This is a genomic window from Pseudomonas sp. LBUM1652, from assembly GCF_059716105.1.
The window spans coordinates 2,150,623-2,170,610 of record NZ_CP166804.1; the positions used below are offsets into that span (position 1 = coordinate 2,150,623).

The 19,988-nt window shown below is 60.1% G+C and carries 15 protein-coding genes and 1 other RNA gene; 12 read left to right on the forward strand and 4 right to left on the reverse strand.

The window, feature by feature from the left end; genetic code table 11:
- The first annotated feature begins 212 nt into the window (after positions 1-212).
- The 6 genes from ACA069_RS09780 to ffs all read left to right on the forward strand — a co-directional run bounded on the left by ACA069_RS09780 (position 213) and on the right by ffs (position 9,599).
- Complete coding sequence (locus tag ACA069_RS09780) at positions 213-872, forward strand: GntR family transcriptional regulator (protein ID WP_489878663.1); 660 nt, start codon at positions 213-215, stop codon at positions 870-872.
- A 2-nt stretch (positions 873-874) separates the two neighbouring features.
- Positions 875-4,363 (forward strand): chromosome segregation protein SMC, encoded by a 3,489-nt coding sequence (gene smc / locus ACA069_RS09785; RefSeq protein ID WP_497617234.1) that lies wholly within the window; start codon positions 875-877, stop codon positions 4,361-4,363.
- Positions 4,364-4,622: 259 nt separating this feature from the next.
- Complete coding sequence (gene zipA / locus ACA069_RS09790) at positions 4,623-5,486, forward strand: cell division protein ZipA (protein WP_489878665.1); 864 nt, start codon at positions 4,623-4,625, stop codon at positions 5,484-5,486.
- Positions 5,487-5,572: 86 nt separating this feature from the next.
- Positions 5,573-7,930, forward strand: a complete 2,358-nt coding sequence (gene ligA / locus ACA069_RS09795) for an NAD-dependent DNA ligase LigA (RefSeq protein WP_497617236.1) — start codon at positions 5,573-5,575, stop codon at positions 7,928-7,930.
- 262 nt (positions 7,931-8,192) lie between these two features.
- Positions 8,193-9,356, forward strand: coding sequence for a zinc-binding metallopeptidase family protein (locus tag ACA069_RS09800; protein ID WP_489878667.1), 1,164 nt, complete (start codon positions 8,193-8,195; stop codon positions 9,354-9,356).
- A gap of 146 nt (positions 9,357-9,502) precedes the next feature.
- Positions 9,503-9,599, forward strand: an RNA gene (ffs, locus tag ACA069_RS09805) — signal recognition particle sRNA small type.
- A gap of 194 nt (positions 9,600-9,793) precedes the next feature.
- Here ffs and ACA069_RS09810 read toward each other — a convergent pair.
- A complete protein-coding gene (locus tag ACA069_RS09810) occupies positions 9,794-10,543 on the reverse strand; it encodes a substrate-binding periplasmic protein (protein ID WP_497617237.1) in 750 nt (249 codons plus the stop codon).
- A 145-nt stretch (positions 10,544-10,688) separates the two neighbouring features.
- On the opposite strand from ACA069_RS09810, the gene dnaX reads away from it, so the two are divergent.
- The 5 genes from dnaX to ACA069_RS09835 all read left to right on the forward strand — a co-directional run bounded on the left by dnaX (position 10,689) and on the right by ACA069_RS09835 (position 16,398).
- Positions 10,689-12,776: a DNA polymerase III subunit gamma/tau gene (dnaX, locus tag ACA069_RS09815; RefSeq protein ID WP_497617238.1), complete on the forward strand. Its 2,088-nt coding sequence runs from the start codon at positions 10,689-10,691 to the stop codon at positions 12,774-12,776.
- Positions 12,777-12,843: 67 nt separating this feature from the next.
- Positions 12,844-13,182, forward strand: a complete 339-nt coding sequence (locus tag ACA069_RS09820; RefSeq protein WP_042558527.1) for a YbaB/EbfC family nucleoid-associated protein — start codon at positions 12,844-12,846, stop codon at positions 13,180-13,182.
- 170 nt (positions 13,183-13,352) lie between these two features.
- Positions 13,353-14,387 (forward strand): NADPH-dependent curcumin/dihydrocurcumin reductase, encoded by a 1,035-nt coding sequence (curA, locus tag ACA069_RS09825; RefSeq protein ID WP_489878670.1) that lies wholly within the window; start codon positions 13,353-13,355, stop codon positions 14,385-14,387.
- Between the two features lie 66 nt (positions 14,388-14,453).
- Entirely contained in the window at positions 14,454-15,056 is a 603-nt protein-coding gene (recR, locus tag ACA069_RS09830) for a recombination mediator RecR (protein ID WP_187681064.1), read from the forward strand.
- Between the two features lie 193 nt (positions 15,057-15,249).
- Positions 15,250-16,398, forward strand: a complete 1,149-nt coding sequence (locus ACA069_RS09835) for an acyl-CoA dehydrogenase family protein (RefSeq protein WP_489878671.1) — start codon at positions 15,250-15,252, stop codon at positions 16,396-16,398.
- Between the two features lie 120 nt (positions 16,399-16,518).
- Here ACA069_RS09835 and ACA069_RS09840 read toward each other — a convergent pair whose 3' ends face one another.
- Together ACA069_RS09840 and fnr are read right to left on the reverse strand one after the other, a co-directional pair.
- On the reverse strand, positions 16,519-17,067 hold the full coding sequence (locus ACA069_RS09840; protein ID WP_187681066.1) for an adenine phosphoribosyltransferase: 549 nt from the start codon (positions 17,065-17,067) through the stop codon (positions 16,519-16,521).
- A 78-nt stretch (positions 17,068-17,145) separates the two neighbouring features.
- The gene (gene fnr / locus ACA069_RS09845; RefSeq protein ID WP_187681067.1) at positions 17,146-17,880 is read right to left on the reverse strand and encodes a fumarate/nitrate reduction transcriptional regulator Fnr; all 735 of its coding nucleotides are present in this window, start codon (positions 17,878-17,880) and stop codon (positions 17,146-17,148) included.
- 155 nt (positions 17,881-18,035) lie between these two features.
- On the opposite strand from fnr, the gene ACA069_RS09850 reads away from it, so the two are divergent.
- A complete protein-coding gene (locus ACA069_RS09850) occupies positions 18,036-18,518 on the forward strand; it encodes a hypothetical protein (RefSeq protein WP_401269624.1) in 483 nt (160 codons plus the stop codon).
- Here the strand turns inward: ACA069_RS09850 and hemN are convergent.
- Positions 18,515-19,897 carry an oxygen-independent coproporphyrinogen III oxidase gene (gene hemN, locus ACA069_RS09855; RefSeq protein WP_497617240.1) on the reverse strand — a complete coding sequence of 461 codons (1,383 nt, stop codon included), beginning with the start codon at positions 19,895-19,897 and terminating at the stop codon, positions 18,515-18,517. The two genes, ACA069_RS09850 and hemN, sit on opposite strands and share 4 nt — an antisense overlap.
- Between the last annotated feature and the right edge of the window lie 91 nt (positions 19,898-19,988).

The following is a 19,988-nucleotide window of genomic DNA, read 5'->3' on the forward strand; positions in this document are numbered from 1 at the left end:
TTCTGACTTAAAGGTCAAGAAAATGCATTTCGTCGATCAATAACGTGTCTATTCAGTATTGACCCTCATTGAGTCACCTGGTTTTTTGTTTGTTTTTCTATAGAAAGTTGCGGGAATCGTGCCAAAAACCGCTGAGTGGGCACTCCGCCATGACCGCGCATTTGCGCTACACTGCGCCGCTTGTGCAGATCGATAGAGTTTGAAGGACAACCATGACGTTCAAGGCGCCGGACAGCCTCGCCGAGCAAATTGCTCACCACCTCGCCGAACGCATCATTCGTGGCGAAATGAAGCCGGGAGAGCGCATCCAGGAACAGAAGGTCACGCTGGCATTGAATGTCAGCCGCGGATCGGTCCGCGAAGCCTTGCTGATCCTCGAACGCCGCCACCTGATCGCGATCCTGCCGCGCCGTGGCGCGCACGTCACTGAGCTGACGGCGCACAAGGTGCAGAGCCTGTGCACGCTGATGAGCGAGCTGTACATCCTGCTCGGCAACGCGGTGGCCAATGGCTGGCAGACGCAGTCGGACATGGCGCCGTTCGTGCAGATCCAGCAGCGCCTCACCGCCAGCTACGAGCGTCAGGACATCCGCGCGTTTGTCGACGACAGCTTCGCCGTGATGCGCGCCGCCTATCCGTTCGCCAACAATCCGTACCTGCAAGAGACCGTCGAGAACCTGCAACCGGCCATGAGCCGCGCGTACTTCCTCGCCCTCGAACAGCGCAAGGCCGAGATGAGCGAGTTCCTCGAACTGTTCGAACGTCTGCTGGCCGCTGTGCTTGCCCGTGATTTGCCGCAGATCCGCATCGTGTTGACGGCTTACGCCCAGCGCAGTTGCGATCTGGTGGTGTCTGCCCTGACGGTTGCCTAAGCGTGCGGCTCAAGTGCATCAAACTGGCGGGATTCAAATCCTTCGTCGACCCGACCACGGTGAACTTCCCCAGTAACATGGCGGCGGTCGTCGGGCCGAACGGTTGCGGCAAGTCGAACATCATCGACGCCGTGCGCTGGGTGATGGGCGAAAGTTCGGCGAAAAACCTGCGTGGCGAGTCGATGACCGACGTCATCTTCAACGGCTCGACCAGCCGCAAACCGGTGAGTCAGGCGAGCATCGAACTGGTGTTCGACAACTCCGACGGAACGCTGCTGGGCGAATACGCGGCCTACGCGGAGATTTCCATTCGCCGCAAAGTCACCCGCGACAGCCAGACCACTTATTACCTCAACGGCACCAAATGCCGTCGTCGTGACATCACCGACATCTTCCTCGGCACCGGCCTCGGCCCGCGCAGCTACTCGATCATCGAGCAGGGGATGATCTCCAAGCTGATCGAGTCCAAGCCCGAAGACCTGCGTAACTTCATCGAAGAAGCGGCGGGCATCTCCAAGTACAAGGAGCGCCGGCGCGAGACCGAAAACCGTATCCGCCGCACCCACGAAAACCTCGCCCGTCTGACCGACCTGCGCGACGAACTTGAGCGTCAACTCGAACGCTTGCACCGTCAGGCCGAGGCGGCGAAGAAGTATCAGGAATTCAAAGCCGAAGAGCGTCAGCTCAAGGCGCAATTGTCGGCGCTGCGCTGGCAGGATCTGAACGATCAGGTCGGCCAGCGCGAGTCGATCATCGGCACTCAGGAAGTCAGTTTCGAAGCGCTGGTCGCCGAGCAACGTAACGCCGATGCGGCCATCGAGCGCCTGCGCGACGGGCACCACGATCTGTCGGAGCGCTTTAATCTGGTGCAAGGGCGCTTCTATTCGGTCGGCGGCGACATCGCCCGGGTCGAGCAGAGCATCCAGCACGGCCAGCAACGCTTGCGTCAGTTGCAGGACGATCTGAAAGAAGCCGAGCGCGCGCGCCTGGAAACCGAATCGCACCTCGGTCACGACCGCACCTTGCTGCTGACCCTTGGCGAAGAGCTGGACATGCTCACCCCCGAGCAGGAAATCACCAGCGCCGCCGCCGAAGAAGCTGCCGCTGCGCTGGAAGATTCCGAATCCGTCATGCATGGCTGGCAGGAGCAGTGGGACACATTCAACCTGACCGCCGCCGAACCGCGTCGTCAGGCCGAAGTGCAGCAGTCGCGCATCCAGCAGCTGGAAACCAGCATGGAGCGCCTGGCTGATCGGCAGAAACGACTCGGCGAAGAGCGCGCGTTGCTCTCGGCCGATCCGGAAGACGCGGCGATCATGGAACTCAACGAGCAGCTCGCCGAGTCCGAAGCGACCCTTGAAGATTTGCAGACCAGCGAAGAAGCGCAGGTCGAAAAGCTCGAACAACTGCGTCAGGAGTTACAGCAAGCGTTGACCGCGCAGCAACAGGCGCAGGGCGATTTACAGCGCCTCAACGGTCGCCTCGCATCGCTTGAAGCCTTGCAACAAGCCGCGCTCGATCCGGGCACCGGTACCGCCGAATGGCTGAAGGAACACAACCTTGCTGAACGTCCGCGTCTGGCCGAAGGCCTGAAGGTGGAAGCGGGGTGGGAGCTGGCGGTGGAAACCGTGCTCGGCGCCGATCTGCAAGCGGTGCTGGTGGATGATTTCAGCGGTTTCGATTTGTCCGGTTTCACCCAGGGCGATTTGCGCCTGCTCAGCCCCGGCACCGACGGCGTGCGAGTGGCGGGCAGCTTGCTGGACAAGGTCGAGGCGCAGATCGATTTGTCGCCATGGCTCGGTCAGGTCAAACCGGTCGACAGTCTGGAGCAGGCGCTGGCCTTGCGCGGTCAGTTGAGCGCCGGCCAGAGCTTGATCAGTCGTGATGGTTACTGGGTCGGCCGGCATTTCCTGCGCGTGCGTCGCGCCAGTGAAGCGGAGAGCGGCATGCTCGCTCGTGGCCAGGAAATCGAAGCGCTGCACCTTGAGCGCGAAGAGCGCGAAGCCACGGTCGAGGCCATGGAAACCCGTTTGCAAACCCTGCGTGCGCAACAGCGTCAGCAGGAAAACGGTCGCGAACATTTGCGTCGTTTGCTGCAAGACGAAGCCCGCCAGCAAGGCGAGTTGAAAGCGCAGTTGTCCGCCGGCAAGGCCAAGGCCGAACAACTGACGCTGCGTCGTACTCGCCTCGATGAGGAGCTGGTCGAGCTCGGCGAGCAGCGCGCACTTGAGCACGAACACATCGGCGAAGCGCGCATGCAATTGCAGGAAGCCCTCGACGCCATGGCGCTGGACACCGAGCAGCGCGAGTTGCTGCTGGCCCAGCGCGATAGCCTGCGCGAGCGCCTCGATCGCGTGCGTCAGGAAGCGCGGCAGCACAAGGATCACGCGCATCAGTTGGCCGTGCGTCTCGGCTCGTTGCGCGCGCAGCACGACTCCACGCGCCAGGCGCTGGAGCGTCTGGAAATGCAGTCCGAACGTCTGACTGAAAAGCGCGAACAGTTGAGTCTCAATCTGGAGGAGGGCGAGGCACCGCTGGAAGAGCTGCGCCTGAAACTCGAAGAGCTGCTCGACAAGCGCATGACCGTCGACGAAGAACTCAAGACCGCGCAGATCGCCCTGGAAGATGCCGATCGCGAACTGCGCGACGCGGAAAAACGCCGGACTCAGGCCGAGCAGCAATCGCAACTGATCCGTGGTCAGCTCGAACAGCAACGCATGGAATGGCAAGCCCTGACCGTGCGCCGCAAGGCTTTGCAGGATCAACTGCTGGAAGACGGCTACGATCTCAACGGCGTGCTCGCAACATTGACGGCGCAGGCCAGTGAACGTGAAGCCGAAGAAGAACTCGAACGGATCAATGCGCGGATTCAACGCCTGGGTGCGATCAACCTCGCGGCCATCGACGAATACACGCAACAATCCGAGCGTAAGCGTTATCTGGATGCTCAGAACGCCGATCTGGTGGAAGCACTGGAGACGCTGGAAAACGTCATCCGCAAGATCGACAAGGAAACCCGAAACCGTTTCAAAGATACCTTTGATCAGATCAATGGCGGTTTACAGGCACTTTTTCCAAAAGTTTTCGGTGGTGGACGGGCGTATTTGGAACTGACGGGCGAAGATCTACTCGATACAGGGGTAACGATCATGGCGCAGCCGCCAGGAAAGAAGAACAGCACCATCCATTTGCTCTCCGGCGGGGAAAAAGCCCTGACTGCACTGGCACTGGTTTTTGCCATCTTCAAATTGAATCCGGCGCCGTTCTGCATGCTCGATGAAGTTGACGCACCACTGGATGACGCTAACGTTGGACGCTACGCACGATTGGTTAAAGAGATGTCGCAGACCGTGCAGTTCATCTATATCACCCACAACAAGATCGCCATGGAAATGGCCGAGCAGTTGATGGGGGTAACGATGCATGAACCGGGTTGTTCGCGACTGGTAGCCGTGGATGTCGAGGAGGCGATGGCGATGGTGGACGCCTGAGTCAGCGTCGTGTCGGAAAGGTATTAGGGGTTTGTAGGACTTTTTTACTGGCTTCGACTTGCTGGCCAATCGACATATTCGCGCAAGCCAATGAGACAGACGGTGTAAAGTTGTCTTTGGTCGTGCTAGTTTAATGTCAATTTTTCGTATACGTGGGCAAAACGCCTGTCAGAACATAGAGTTGGCGCCACGTTTTAAAGCGGTTTGCACAGTGTAAACCCCTTATTTTTCAGCATTTTTTATAGAGGCACGGGATTACATGGAAATCGGTCTGCGCGAGTGGCTGATCGTCATCGGCATCATTGTGATTGCCGGTATTCTTTTCGATGGCTGGCGCCGTATGCGCGGCGGCAAGGGAAAACTGAAGTTCCGTCTTGACCGAAGTCTGTCCAACCTGCCGGACGAGGACACCAGCGCTGAGCTGTTGGGCCCGGCCCGCGTCCTGGACACACATAAAGAGCCACAACTGGACGAACACGATCTGCCGTCGGTGAGCATGCCGGCCCGCGAAGCACGCGAGCCTCGCGAATCCGGCTCCAAGCGTGGCAAGCGCGGCAGCAACGGTCCGGCCCAGGGTGACTTGAATCTGGATCTTGATCTGGACGGTGGCCCGAACTTCAGCAGCCGTGACGATGACTTCGTCGAAGACAGCAAGCCTTCGCCTGCCGTGGTCGACAAGGATCAGCCACAAGCTGAAGAAGTCTTGGTGATCAGCGTGATCTGCCGCGACGCCGCTGGCTTCAAAGGCCCGGCGCTGTTGCAGAACATTCTGGAAAGCGGTCTGCGTTTCGGCGAAATGGACATTTTCCACCGCCACGAAAGCATGGCTGGCAACGGTGAAGTGCTGTTCTCCATGGCCAATGCGGTCAAGCCGGGCATCTTTGATCTGGATGACATCGACCATTTCAGCACCCCGGCGGTGAGCTTCTTCCTCGGCCTGCCAGGCCCGCGTCATCCGAAGCAGGCCTTCGACGTGATGGTGGCCGCGGCCCGTAAGCTGTCTCAGGAATTGAACGGCGAACTGAAAGATGACCAGCGCAGCGTCCTGACCGCGCAGACCATCGAGCACTACCGTCAGCGCATCGTCGAATTCGAACGCCGCGCCCTGACCCAGAAGCGTTGATTGAAAAGATTGCCTCGCTATAAAGAGGCAATCGGCAAAATAGATTGAGCAGCCTCGGCTGCTCTTTTGCTTTATGAGATAACACCATGACCGCCGCCAAAAATCGCATTCTAGAGCTGCGCGCTGAGCTGGATCAGCACAACTACCGTTACCACGTTCTCGATGAGCCGAGCATTCCGGATGCCGAGTACGACCGGTTGTTCCACGAGCTCAAGGCGCTGGAAGCGGCCAACCCGGAACTGATCACCAGCGACTCGCCGACTCAGCGGGTCGGCAGCGTGGCGCTGACCGCCTTCACCCAGGTGCGTCACGAAGTGCCGATGCTCAGCCTCGGCAACGCCTTCGAAGAAACCGACATGCGCGAGTTCGATCGCCGCGTGACCGAAGGTCTGGATCTGCCGGCCGGCGATCTGTTCGGTGGCGGCGCGGCGGTGGAGTACAGCTGTGAGCCGAAGCTTGATGGCCTGGCGGTCAGTCTGCTGTATCAGGACGGTGTGCTGGTGCGTGGCGCTACCCGCGGCGATGGCACCACGGGTGAAGACATCAGCGTCAACGTGCGCACCGTGCGTAACATTCCGCTGAAGCTGCACGGTGAAGGCTGGCCGGCGACGCTGGAAGTGCGTGGCGAAGTGTTCATGTCCAAGGCCGGTTTCGAGCGTTTGAACGCGTCGCAACTGGAAGTCGGCGGCAAGACCTTCGCCAACCCGCGTAACGCGGCGGCGGGCAGTCTGCGTCAGCTGGATTCGAAGATTACGGCCAACCGTCCGCTGGAATTCTGCTGCTACGGCATCGGTCAGGTCTCTCACGATATTTCCGACACCCACATCGGCAACCTCAAGCAGTTGCAGAAGTGGGGCATGCCGATCAGTCACGAACTGAAACTGGCCAAAGGCATTGGCGAATGCCTGGATTACTACCGCGACATCGGCGAACGTCGCAACTCGCTGGCCTACGAAATCGACGGCGTGGTGTTCAAGGTCAACAGCATTGCCGATCAGCGAGAGTTGGGCTTCCGCGCCCGCGAGCCGCGCTGGGCCATCGCGCATAAATTCCCGGCCATGGAAGAACTCACCGAGCTGCTCGATGTGGAGTTCCAGGTCGGCCGCACTGGCGCTGTCACCCCGGTGGCGCGTCTGAAACCGGTCAAGGTGGCTGGCGTCACCGTGGCCAACGCCACGCTGCACAACATGGACGAAGTCGCACGGCTGGGCTTGATGATCGGCGACACCGTGATCATTCGCCGCGCTGGTGATGTGATCCCGCAAGTGGTGCAAGTGGTCACTGAACGGCGTCCTGAAGATGCACGCCCGGTAGCGATCCCTGAGAATTGCCCGGTGTGCGGCTCGCACGTCGAGCGCACGCAATTGATCAAGCGCAGCAAGGGCAAGGAAACGGTCAGCGAAGGTGCGGTGTATCGCTGCGTCGGTCGTCTGGCCTGCGGCGCGCAGTTGAAGCAGGCGATCATCCACTTCGTGTCGCGCCGTGCGATGGACATCGAAGGCCTCGGCGACAAGAGCGTCGAGCAACTGGTCGACGAAGGTCTGGTCAGTTCGCCGGCCGATCTGTACGCGCTGAAGTTCGACGACATCGTCGATCTGGAAGGCTTTGCCGAAGTCTCCAGCAACAAACTGCTGGCAGCCATTGCCGACAGCAAGAAGCCGGGCCTGGCACGTTTCATCTATGCCCTCGGTATTCCTGATGTCGGCGAAGAAACAGCCAAGGTGCTGGCGCGCTCATTGGGTTCGCTGGAGCGTGTGCAGCAAGCTCTGCCGCAAGTGCTGACCTACCTGCCGGATGTTGGCCTGGAAGTGGCGCACGAGATTCACAGCTTCTTTGAAGATGCGCACAACCAGCAGGTGATCAGCGAATTGCTCGGTCATGGTTTGCAGATTCAGGATCAGGGTGAGTTAGGCGCCGAATTCGCTGCCAGCACAACGCTGGGTGGCTTCCTCGACAAGCTGCACATTCCATCGGTCGGCCCCGGTGGCGCACAGAAACTCGCGGACAAGTTTGGCTCGCTGGAAGCGGTGATGAACGCCGACTGGCTCGACATGCGTCAGGCGTTGCCGGAGAAACAGGCGAATTCGGTGCGTGAATTCTTTGCGCTGCCGGAGCATCGTCAGCTTGCCGAGGGCGCCGAGAAACAACTGCGTGATTTCGGCATGCACTGGCAGAGCGAGAAAAAAGTTGTCGAAGGTTTGCCGCTGTCCGGCGAGACCTGGGTGCTGACCGGCAAGGTCGAGCTAATGAGCCGTGACGTCGCCAAGGAGCACCTGGAAAGCCTCGGCGCCAAGGTGGCGGGTTCGGTGTCGGCCAAGACTCATTGCGTGGTCGCGGGGCCGGGTGCGGGTTCCAAGCTGACTAAGGCCAATGAGCTGGGCGTGAAGGTCATGGACGAAGAGGCGTTTGTCGCCTTCCTCAAAACCCACGGCATCTCCGTCTGAGTCATTGGGTAAACCCAAAACCTGTGGTGAGGGGATTTATCCCCGACCGGCTGCGCAGCAGTCGTAAAATCTGAGCACACGGTTTGTCTGATTCGACCGAGTTGTAAGGTTTTGGGGCTGCTTCGCAACCCGTCGGGGCGGTGCGACGTTTCGCTAAATCCCCTCGCCACAATGGTGTTATCACCCGGGAGCGCCGTTATGAGTGGGAACGATGTTGTCATGGGAATGATCTAGTCTTGGCAAGCCCCAGGGAGAGATCGCCATGTACCGCTTTTTCGAGCAGCTCAGTTCTCGCATCGTCGCGCCGTTCATGGGCGAATCTTCACGCAACAGCAAAGTCTGGCCGTGCCGCTGCGGCCAGTCGCTGTTTTTTCGCAACAGCCAGTGCCTGGCGTGCAGCGCATTGCTGGGCTACCAACCCGAACAAAGTCGCCTGACCTCGTTGCAACCCGGCCCGCAGGACGGCACCTGGACGCTCGACGCCGACCCCGATGCCGGGCTGTTCCGCCGCTGCGCCAACCTCGACACACCTGCCGCCTGCAACTGGCTGCTGCCGTTCAACGGCCATGACAGCCTGTGCATCGCCTGTAGCCTCAATCGCACCATCCCCGACCTGTCCGATCCGGACAACCCTGAACGCTGGCGTAAGGTCGAGATCGCCAAGCGTCGTCTGGTCGCGCAACTGATCACCCTCGGCTTGCAGGTCATCCCGAAAACCGTGGATGAAGAAACCGGACTGGCCTTCGACTTCATCGGCGTCGACCTCGAAGGCAAAGCGCCGATGACCGGCCACGCGAACGGCCTGATCACCCTCGACATCAAAGAAGCCGACGATGCCCATCGCGAGCAGGTGAGGGCGCAGATGCACGAGCCTTATCGCACGCTGCTCGGGCATTTTCGTCATGAGGTCGGGCACTATTACTGGGATCGGCTGATTGCCAACGGCCCGTGGCTCGGATCATTCCGCAACCTGTTCGGCGATGAACGCGCCAGTTATGCCGAGTCGCTGGATCGTCACTATCAGCAGGGCGCGCCGCTGGACTGGCCACAGCTGTACGTCAGCGCTTACGCGACCATGCACCCATGGGAAGACTGGGCGGAAACCTGGGCGCATTACCTGCACATGATGGACGCGGTGGACACCGCGCTGGGCTTTGGCATGAGCGCGCGGGAGATGGACTTCGACTACCAGCCGTTCCCGACCAGTACGCTCTACGATCCGGAGCATCCCGGTGGCGAAGCCTTCCTGTCGTTCGTCAACGCGTGGATCGAACTGGCCGGGATGCTCAACGAACTGTCACGCAGCATGGGCCAGCCGGATTTCTATCCGTTCGTGCTGCCGGCAGCGGCGATTGCCAAGCTGCATTTCATTCACCTGGTGATCCAGCGCGCGGGCGGCAAGGCGGATGAGGTTCTGACCCTGTAGGAACTGTCGCAGGCTGCGATCTTTTAACGTCAACGCATGTCCTTGAAGCCATTCATATTTTTTATCTACAACCAACGGTTGTAACTTCACCTCAGATAGGTACAATGGCGCGGCTCGCCGACAGGTGAGCGTCGTTATGGTGACCCCATCGGTCCCCCCGCAACGATTACCCGTGAACCTGGTCAGAGCCGGAAGGCAGCAGCCACAGCGGGAACATTGTGTGCCGGGGTGTGGCTGGTGGGGGCACCACCTTAACGAACATCGAACGCTTCAATCAGAACTGCATGGGTTTCGCCCACTGCGGTTTTTTTGTGTCTGCGATTTGTCAGATCGACACAAATTCTCTGTAGGAGTGAGCCTGCTCGCGATGGCGTCCAGTCTGCAAGAGATGAGTTGGCTGACTCACCGCATCACGAGCAGGCTCACTCCTACAAGGGTTATGGGGTGTTTTCGGAGTTGCCGGTATACAACCGAATAATCTCATCAATCTCCCCCGACATTTTCATCCGCAGCAACGTGCGCAAAATCCGCTGCACCGGCACCTTCGGATCATTCCTCACATAGCAACCGACTTTCTGCTCCTGTAGCACCGCGACGCCTTGCAGTTGCTGTTCGGGTGCCAGGCGCTGGTTGAACCAGTCCAGCGTCCACTGATTGCTCACGGCGTAGCGATAACGCCCGGCCAGCAGTTTGTTCAGCACTTGTTCCTGATTGCGCGCATCTTCGCGTTGCAGGCGATTGGCGTCGAACAGGGGTTGCAGGGTGGGATAGCTGTAGCCGAGCACTGTGCCGATCGACTGGAGGGGCAGGGTGGCAGGATCGGCGCTGGCGGGTTGATCCTGGCGAGTGATCAGCAAGTCGCGCTGAAAAAACAACGGAATGCTCCAGATGTAATCCCCCGACTGATTCGGCAGCCACGACTGTGCGGCGTAGCAGCGCACATCGATCTCGCCGTGTTCCATGGCACTCTGTATGCGCGTGCGGGGCAGGACGTTGAATTGTGCCGGCACGCCGACCTGGGTCGCGAGGCTGAGCATGATGTCATAGAGAATGCCCTGGGTCGGGCGGCCGCGTTCCAGTTGCACCATCGGCATCGCCCAACTGTCGGCCACGGCGAAGCGCAACGGGGGTTCCGCTGCCGTCACGCTCAGGCTGATCCCCAGCAAAGCCCCCACGGCCCAACGCATAAACGCTCCGGTAATTCACGATCCCGAGCCGATAAAAGCCTCTGCTGATGCAGCTTAGCCAGATTAGCGAAGGACACCGGATGCAATTTTGCCCTTGCTCCGCTAGCATTAGCCGCTTCAGCTTCCTTCGTTGCGACGGTTTTCGATGAGTTATCAGGTTCTTGCACGTAAATGGCGTCCGCGCTCGTTCCGCGAAATGGTCGGCCAGACCCATGTGCTCAAGGCTCTGATCAATGCCTTGGACAGCCAGCGGCTGCACCACGCGTACCTGTTCACCGGTACGCGCGGGGTGGGTAAGACCACGATTGCGCGGATCATTGCCAAATGCCTGAACTGTGAGACAGGTATCACTTCCAGCCCTTGCGGCGAATGTTCGGTGTGCCGCGAAATCGACGAAGGCCGTTTTGTCGACCTGATCGAGATCGACGCCGCGAGCCGCACCAAGGTTGAAGACACTCGCGAGCTGCTCGACAACGTGCAGTACGCGCCGAGTCGTGGGCGCTTCAAGGTCTACCTGATCGACGAAGTGCACATGCTCTCCAGCCATTCCTTCAATGCGCTGTTGAAAACCCTCGAAGAGCCGCCGCCCTACGTCAAATTTATTCTGGCGACCACTGACCCGCAGAAACTTCCGGCAACGATTTTGTCGCGCTGCCTGCAGTTCTCCCTGAAGAACATGACGCCTGAGCGTGTGGTCGAGCATTTGACCCACGTCCTCAGCGCCGAAAACGTGCCGTTCGAAGACGATGCGCTGTGGTTGCTGGGTCGCGCCGCTGACGGCTCGATGCGTGACGCCATGAGCCTGACCGATCAGGCGATTGCCTTCGGTGAAGGCAAGGTTCTGGCCACCGACGTGCGGGCGATGCTCGGCACGCTGGATCACGGCCAGGTTTATGACGTGCTGCATTCGTTGATTGAAGGCGACGCCAAGGCTTTGCTCGAAGCCGTGCGTCATCTGGCCGAGCAAGGCCCGGACTGGAATGGCGTACTCTCGGAAATTCTCAACGTGCTGCACCGCGTGGCCATCGCTCAGGCACTGCCGGAAGGTGTCGACAACGGCCATGGCGATCGTGACCGCGTCCTGGCGCTGGCTCAAGCCTTGCCGGCCGAAGACGTGCAGTTCTATTACCAGATGGGCTTGATCGGTCGTCGTGACTTGCCGCTGGCGCCGGACCCGCGTGGCGGTTTCGAAATGGTGCTGTTGCGGATGCTGGCCTTCAGGCCTGCCGACACCGCGGACGCCCCGAGGCAACCGCTAAAGCCAGTGGGGATCAGCCAGGCCACAGTTGATTCCGCAAACTCCGTGGCTGCCGCGCCTAAAGCTGCGCCGGTGGTCGCTGCGGCTGTTGCGCCAGCGCCGACGCCTGCGCCAGTGGTCGAGCCTGCACCGGCTCCCGAGCCAGTGGTTGCCGCTGAACCGGAACCCGAGCCAGAGCCAGAGCCAGAGCCTGTCGCCGTCGAAGCCGTTGTCGACTTGCCATGGAACGATCCGGTAGAACCAGAGCCCGAGCCTGCGCAGCAACCCGCTGTCGAGCCGGTGCTGGAAACCGCCGCCGAGCAGCCCGAGCTGCCGCCGATGCCGCTGCCGACCCCGGACAGCGTCGTGCCGGACGCACCCGAGTGGGCCGCTGCGCCGATCCCCGAGCCGTCGGTCGCTGACGTCGACGCCGCCACTCCGGGCATGGAGATGGACGACGAGCCGCCGCTGGACGAGGACTACATCGAGCCGGACATGGATTCGGCCTACAGCTACCTCGACGAACTGGCCAGTGAACACGCCGCTGAACCGGCGCCGGAACCCGAGCCGGAACCTGCCGCGGCACCCGCCACCGGTCTGGCGTTGCAATGGCTGGAGCTGTTCCCGAAACTGCCGATCTCCGGCATGACCGGCAGCATCGCCGCCAACTGCACGCTGATCGCGGTCGATGGCGACCATTGGTTGATGCACCTGGACCCGGCCCACAGCGCACTGTTCAACGCCACGCAACAGCGACGTCTCAACGATGCGTTGAACCAGTTTCACGGCCGCACACTGAGCCTGACCATCGAACTGATCAAGCCCGAGCAGGAAACCCCGGCCCAGGCCGCGTCCCGTCGCCGAGCCAACCGTCAGCGCGAAGCGGAGGAGTCGATCCACGGCGATCCGTTCATCCAGCAGATGGTCCAGCAGTTCGGCGCGGTCGTGCGACACGATACTATTGAACCTGTCGACGCCTTGGTCGCCCAAGGCTAATAACTGAAGGCGCTCGGTCTTAACCACCGGGCGCTGTTTTGATCCAAGTACTTTTGAGGTGATTACCATGATGAAAGGTGGCATGGCCGGCCTGATGAAGCAGGCACAGCAGATGCAGGAAAAAATGGCCAAGATGCAGGAAGAACTGGCCAACGCTGAAGTCACCGGTAAGGCCGGTGGCGATATGGTCACCGTGGTGATGACCGGTCGTCACGACGTGAAAAGCGTGAGCATCGACCCAAGCCTGGTCGAAGGCCTGAGTGAAGACGACAAAGAAATGCTGGAAGCCGTGGTTGCCGCCGCCGTCAACGACGCCGTGCGCAAGATCGAAGCCAACAGCCAGGAAAAAATGGGCGGCATGACCGCCGGCATGAACCTGCCAGCGGGTATGAAACTGCCATTCTGATTCGCCATCCGGCGGCAGATGAGCTACACAAAATGCCAGGCATTGCGCCTGGCATTTTTTTTGGCTGATCGTTCCCACGCGGAGCGTGGGAACGATCAAGTGGAACGCGCCACCGCCACAAAGGTCTGCTCCCTATACCCCCGAACTCATCATTCACAGGAGACGCTGACATGTCCGACCCTCTGACCCTAAACCAACGTATCGTCCTGGCATCCCGACCGGTCGGTGCGCCGACCCCGGAAAACTTCCGCCTCGAACGTGAAGCCCTGCCGGATCTCGAAGAAGGCCAGGTTCTGCTGAAAACCCTGTACCTGTCACTCGATCCCTACATGCGCGGACGCATGAGCGACGCACCGTCCTACGCCGCGCCGGTAGAAATCGGCGAGGTGATGACCGGTGGCGCTGTCAGCCGAATCGAGCGATCGCGTCATCCAAAATTTCACGAAGGTGATCTGGTGGTCGGCGCGACCGGTTGGCAGAGCCACAGCATCAGCGACGGGCGCAATATCATTCCGATTCCGTCCGGGCTGCCGAGCCCGTCGATGGCGCTCGGCGTGCTGGGTATGCCGGGCATGACTGCGTACATGGGGCTGATGGACATAGGCCAACCGAAAGAGGGCGAGACTCTCGTGGTGGCGGCGGCGTCGGGCGCGGTCGGCTCGGTGGTCGGCCAGGTGGCGAAGATCAAAGGGCTGCGCACGGTTGGCGTGGCCGGCGGTGCCGAGAAGTGCAAATACGTGGTCGAGGAGCTGGGCTTTGACGCCTGCATCGATCACAAGGCTGCGGACTTTGCCGAGCAGTTGGCCAAGGCCTGCCCCGATGGCATCGACGTCTATTACGAGAACGTTGGTGGTCATGTGTTCGATGCGGTGGTGCCGTTGCTCAACCCCAAAGCGCGCATTCCGTTGTGCGGTCTGATCGCCGGTTACAACGCCACCGAAGCACCGAAAGGCCCGGATCGCTTGCCGATGCTGCAACGCACGCTGTTGACCAAGCGTGTGCGGATTCAGGGCTTCATCGTGTTTGATGACTACGGTGATCGTCAGCCGGAATTCATCAGCCACATGGTGCCGTGGGTGCGTGAGGGCAAGGTGAAGTTTCGCGAGGACGTGGTCGAGGGCCTGGAGCAGGCGCCTGACGCGTTTATCGGTCTGCTGGAAGGACGCAACTTCGGCAAACTGGTGGTGAAGGTCGCCCAGGACTGAGTATTTGACGCTGGCCAGAGGCGCGGGTATAAACCGCGTCTCGTTGTTTTGTCGGACTTTTTACCCATGAGCTTCAGCCCTTTGATTCGCCAACTGATCGACTCCCTGCGAATTCTGCCGGGTGTGGGTCAGAAAACTGCCCAGCGCATGGCGTTGCAGTTGCTCGAACGTGATCGCAGTGGCGGTCTGCGTCTGGCCCAGTCCTTGAGCCAGGCCATGGAAGGCGTCGGTCACTGCCGCCAGTGCCGTACGCTGACCGAAGACGATCTGTGCCCGCAATGCGCCGATACCCGTCGCGACGATACGTTGCTGTGCGTGGTGGAAGGGCCGATGGATGTTTATGCGGTCGAGCAGACCGGATTCCGTGGGCGTTACTTTGTGCTCAAGGGGCATTTGTCGCCGCTCGACGGGCTCGGGCCTGAGGCCATTGGCATTCCGCAGTTGATTGCGCGGATTGAAGAAGCCGGCACGTTTACCGAAGTGATCCTCGCCACCAACCCGACCGTGGAAGGTGAGGCGACGGCGCATTACATCGCTCAGCTCCTCAACAATAAAGGTTTGATCGCTTCGCGAATTGCTCACGGTGTGCCGTTGGGTGGTGAGCTGGAGCTGGTGGATGGCGGCACCTTGGCGCATTCGTTCGCCGGGCGTAAACCGATCGCCCTCTGATATTTATGGTGTCTGATTTGACGCCTTCGCGAGCAGGCTCGCTCCCACAATGAATTTGTGTCGTTTACAAATCCTCTGTGGGAGCGAGCCTGCTCGCGAATGGCATACCTCGGTTTGACTGATTCACACAATATTGTTGAAAACCAAGCAAGCGCTCGGTTAACTTCGGCGAACCCTTCCGTGGAGCTCGCCCATGCCTGCCTTTCAGGAATACTTCGACCCCAGCCACCAATTGGTCCGCGACAGCGTCAGACGTTTCGTCGAGCGTGAGATCCTGCCGGACATTGATCTGTGGGAAGAATCAGAAAGCTTCCCCCGTGAGCTGTACCTGAAGGCGGGTGCCGCAGGGATCCTCGGTATCGGCTACCCCGAAGCGCTGGGTGGCAGCCATGAAGGCGATGTGTTCGCCAAGGTGGCCGCCAGTGAAGAGTTGATGCGTTGCGGCTCGGGCGGCCTGGTGGCGGGGCTGGGGTCGCTGGATATCGGCCTGCCACCGATCGTCAAATGGGCGCGGCCCGAGGTGCGCGACCGCGTGGTCCCACAAGTGCTCAGTGGCGAGAAGATCAGTGCACTGGCCATCACCGAGCCCGGCGGCGGTTCCGACGTCGCCAACCTGCAAACCCGCGCCGTGCTTGACGGCGAGTTCTACCGGGTCAGCGGCAGCAAAACCTTTATCACCAGTGGCGTGCGCGCCGACTTTTATACCGTCGCGGTACGCACGGGGGCGCCCGGTTTCGGCGGCATCAGTCTGCTGCTGATCGAAAAGGGTACGCCGGGTTTCACCGTTGGCCGCCAACTGAAGAAAATGGGCTGGTGGGCGTCGGACACGGCTGAATTGTTCTTCGACGATTGCCAGGTGCCTGTGGGAAATCTGATCGGTGCCGAGAACATGGGCTTCGCCTGCATCATGGGCAACTTTCAGAGCGAGCGGCTGGCGTTGGCGCTGATGGCCAACATGACATCGCAGCTTGCACTTGAGGAGAGCCTGAAGTGGGCACGCGAGCGTGAAGCGTTCGGCAAGCCGATCGGCAAGTTTCAGGTGATCAAGCATCGTCTCGCCGAAATGGCCACGGCGCTGGAAGTGTCGCGCGAGTTCACGTATCGGCAGGCAGCCAAAATGGCCGCGGGCAAAAGTGTGATCAAGGAAATTTCCATGGCGAAGAACTTTGCCACGGACACCTCCGACCGGATCACCACCGAGGCGGTGCAGATTCTGGGCGGGATGGGTTATATGCGCGAGAGTCTGGTCGAGCGGCTGTATCGGGATAACCGCATTCTTTCGATTGGCGGCGGGACGCGGGAAGTGATGAACGAGATCATCAGCAAGCAGATGGGGCTTTAAGTCATGTGGTGAGGCGACTGACGCCTTCGCGAGCAAGCTCGCTCCCACAGGGGATTTGTGAGCGGCACAGATCCAATGTGGGAGCGAGCCTGCTCGCGAAGGCTGACTTACAGACGCTACTTACTTATCAGTCAACGCAAACTGCGTCAGGCAGAACGTAGGAATCCCCATATCCCCCAGACGCTGTGAACCACCCAGCTCCGGCAGATCGATGATCGCCGCCGCCTCGTGCACCCGCGCACCCATGCGGCGGATCAGGTTGGCCGCAGCAATCAGCGTCCCGCCGGTGGCGATCAAATCGTCAAACATCACCACCGAATCACCTTCACACAGGCTGTCGGCGTGGACTTCCAGAAACGCTTCGCCGTACTCGGTGGCGTAACCCTCGGCCAACACGTCCGCCGGCAATTTGCCTTGTTTGCGAAACAGCACCAGCGGCTTGTTCAGTTGATAAGCCAGCACCGAACCGATCAGGAAACCGCGGGCGTCCATCGCGCCGATGTGGGTGAAGTCGGCTTCCACATAGCGGTGGGCGAAGCTGTCCATCACCAGGCGCAGGGCCGTTGGCGACTGGAACAGCGGGGTGATGTCGCGAAAGATCACGCCCGGTTTCGGGAAGTCGATCACAGGGCGGATCAGGGATTTGATGTCGAAGGAGTCGAAGACCATCGTCGAGGTGTCCTGGCAGGGCTGCAAACGGCGCAGTATACCCGCGGCTGAATCGATTCGCTCGGCCGCGGGTCGAGATCAACCGTCGAGCGAGCCGCCGGCCAGGGCGCAGAGCTGGATCGGGTCGAGGATGTGAATCTCTTTGCCCTCGGCAGCGATCAGCTCGTTTTGCTGGAAACGCGTGAACACGCGCGACACGGTTTCCACCGCCAGACCCAGGTAGTTGCCGATTTCATTGCGCGACATGCTCAGGCGGAACTGGTTGGCCGAAAATCCGCGAGCACGGAAGCGCGCCGACAGATTGACCAGGAAGGTAGCGATGCGCTCGTCGGCAGTTTTTTTCGACAGCAGCAACATCATTTGCTGATCGTCGCGAATTTCCCGGCTCATCACGCGCATCAACTGGCGGCGCAGTTGCGGCAGTTGCAGGGCCAGTTCATCGAGGCGTTCGAAAGGAATTTCGCAGACCGACGTGGTTTCCAGTGCCTGGGCGGAAACCGGGTGTTTCTCGGTGTCCATGCCGGACAGGCCGACCAGTTCACTCGGCAGGTGGAAACCAGTGAGTTGCTCTTCGCCAGCATCACTCAGGCTGAACGTCTTCAGGGCGCCGGAGCGTACTGCATAAACGGAATCGAACGTGTCGCCCTGGCGGAACAGGAACTCACCCTTTTTCAACGGGCGGCCCCGTTTAACGATTTCGTCCAGCGCATCCATGTCTTCCAGATTCAGAGAAAGTGGCAGGCAGAGAGGGGCCAGGCTGCAATCCTTGCAATGGGCCTGGCTGTGAGCGCGCAGTTTAACTGGCTCGGACATTTCTTTAATCCTTGTGGGAAAACACACATAAGACGTAAGGGTAACCCACGGGGGGACATTCAGGCCAGTCTGTGGCGAGATTGCCATAACGGCGTAAAGCCGCAGGGCAAGTGGCCGATAAGGTGGTATCAGAACGCATGCAAGGAATCGAATCGATGACGGCCATTGGTACGCTGGGCCTTGGTAGCAGCGGTGTTGAAGCGCTGTCGGAGGCGTTTAAAAACACGGCCGACAAGCACCACGACGCTGAATCGACAACAGGGACAACCCCGACCTTGGTCGAGGGCGTCAAAGTGTCGCTGTCCGGTGCCTCGATCGAGAAGTCGGCCAGTGCCGGCGGTGACAATCGCGACATCGAAGAAAGCGGCTTGCCCGAGAATATCCAGCAATTGCTGAAGATGATCCGCAATTTGCAGCAGCAGATCGCCGAAAAGAACGCGCGCATCAAAGCCGTCATGGCCGACAAGACGCTCTCCACGGAAGTGAAGATCGCCAAACTCGCCGCCCTCAGAGGTGCCATTGCCGCGCTGAACAACGGTCTGATTACCGCCAATCTGTCCCTGTCCAAAGTCATGAACCAGTCCGACCTGACGCCGGAACAAACCATGAAAACCGCCTCGTTGCTGATGAAAAACTAAATCACCCGCGAGAAACGCTGGCGGTTCTGCTGTTCGAGGTACGCATCGAACACCATGCACACTGAACGCACCAACAGTCGTCCTGCCGGCAGTACTTCGATCCGCTGACTGTCCAGCGTAATCAGACCATCCTCTGCCATGCCTTGCAGTTGTGGCCACAGAGCACCGAAATAGCCCTGGAAGTCGATGTTGAATTGCTGCTCGATCTTGATGAATTCCAGGCTGAAGTTGCAGATCAACTGCTGAATAACCGCCCGACGCAAGCGGTCATCGGCGTTACACACCAGCCCACGGCTGGTCGCCAGTTGCGCGGAGGCGAGGGTGTTCTGGTATTCGTTGAGATCGCTGCTGTTCTGGCAGTAAAGGTCGCCTATCTGGCTGATCGCCGACACGCCCAGACCAATCAGATCGCAATGACCGTGAGTTGTGTAGCCCTGGAAGTTGCGCTGCAGGGTTTCTTCTTCCTGAGCTATCGCCAGTTCATCGTCGGGCAGCGCGAAGTGGTCCATGCCGATGTAGCGGTAACCGGCGGCGGTCAGTTGCTCAATGGTGCGCTGGAGCATTTCCAGTTTCTGCGCCGGACTCGGCAGTTCGTTGGCGTTGATCCGCCGCTGCGGCATGAAGCGTTCCGGCAGGTGCGCGTAGTTGAACACCGAGAGCCGGTCCGGCTGCAGGCTGATGACTTCCTCGACGGTGCGCGCGAAGTTGTCCAGGGTCTGCTTGGGCAGGCCGTAGATCAGATCGATGTTGATCGAGCGAAATTGCAGGGTGCGCGCGGCGTCGATCACGGCGCGGGTTTCTTCCAGGCTTTGCAGGCGATTGACCGCCCGTTGCACCGCCGGATCAAGATCTTGCAGGCCGATGCTGACCCGGTTGAAACCCAGTTCGCGTAGCAGGCCCATGGTTGACCAGTCGGCTTCACGCGGATCGATTTCGATGCCGTAATCGCCGGAGTCGTCATCGAGCAGATTGAAGTGCTTGCGCAGGTGCGCCATCAATTGGCGCAGCTCATCGTGGCTGAGAAAGGTCGGAGTGCCGCCGCCGAAGTGCAGTTGTTCGACTTTCTGCGCCGGGTCGAGATGGCAGGCGATCAGCTGGATTTCCTGTTCGAGCCGTTGCAGATAGGGCTGGGCGCGACCGCGATCCTTGGTGATGACCTTGTTGCAGGCGCAGTAGTAACAGATGTTCGCGCAGAACGGCACATGCACATAAAGCGACAACGGGCGCAGGGCCTTGCGGCTGTCGCGCAGGGCATGGAACAGGTCGAATGTGCCGACCTGACTGTTGAATTGCACGGCCGTCGGATACGAGGTGTAACGCGGCCCCGCCAGGTCGTAGCGGCGGATCAGATCAGTGTCCCAACGAATGGCGTCGAGCATGCGGGCATTCCCCGGATAGGCTGGCAGTGTGGCGAGTCTAGGGGAGGGCGTGCGGGGGCATCTTGATTTGCATCAACGGTGGTTGAAGGCT

Excerpts from the sequence above, each read along its gene's own strand:
- ACA069_RS09780 (WP_489878663.1), top strand. The coding sequence starts at position 213 with ATGACGTTCAAGGCGCCGGACAGCCTCGCCGAGCAAATTGCTCACCAC.
- zipA (WP_489878665.1), top strand. The coding sequence starts at position 4,623 with ATGGAAATCGGTCTGCGCGAGTGGCTGATCGTCATCGGCATCATTGTG.
- ligA (WP_497617236.1), top strand. The coding sequence starts at position 5,573 with ATGACCGCCGCCAAAAATCGCATTCTAGAGCTGCGCGCTGAGCTGGAT.
- ACA069_RS09800 (WP_489878667.1), top strand. The coding sequence starts at position 8,193 with ATGTACCGCTTTTTCGAGCAGCTCAGTTCTCGCATCGTCGCGCCGTTC.
- ACA069_RS09810 (WP_497617237.1), bottom strand. The coding sequence starts at position 10,543 with ATGCGTTGGGCCGTGGGGGCTTTGCTGGGGATCAGCCTGAGCGTGACG.
- dnaX (WP_497617238.1), top strand. The coding sequence starts at position 10,689 with ATGAGTTATCAGGTTCTTGCACGTAAATGGCGTCCGCGCTCGTTCCGC.
- ACA069_RS09820 (WP_042558527.1), top strand. The coding sequence starts at position 12,844 with ATGATGAAAGGTGGCATGGCCGGCCTGATGAAGCAGGCACAGCAGATG.
- curA (WP_489878670.1), top strand. The coding sequence starts at position 13,353 with ATGTCCGACCCTCTGACCCTAAACCAACGTATCGTCCTGGCATCCCGA.
- recR (WP_187681064.1), top strand. The coding sequence starts at position 14,454 with ATGAGCTTCAGCCCTTTGATTCGCCAACTGATCGACTCCCTGCGAATT.
- ACA069_RS09835 (WP_489878671.1), top strand. The coding sequence starts at position 15,250 with ATGCCTGCCTTTCAGGAATACTTCGACCCCAGCCACCAATTGGTCCGC.
- ACA069_RS09840 (WP_187681066.1), bottom strand. The coding sequence starts at position 17,067 with ATGGTCTTCGACTCCTTCGACATCAAATCCCTGATCCGCCCTGTGATC.
- fnr (WP_187681067.1), bottom strand. The coding sequence starts at position 17,880 with ATGTCCGAGCCAGTTAAACTGCGCGCTCACAGCCAGGCCCATTGCAAG.
- ACA069_RS09850 (WP_401269624.1), top strand. The coding sequence starts at position 18,036 with ATGACGGCCATTGGTACGCTGGGCCTTGGTAGCAGCGGTGTTGAAGCG.
- hemN (WP_497617240.1), bottom strand. The coding sequence starts at position 19,897 with ATGCTCGACGCCATTCGTTGGGACACTGATCTGATCCGCCGCTACGAC.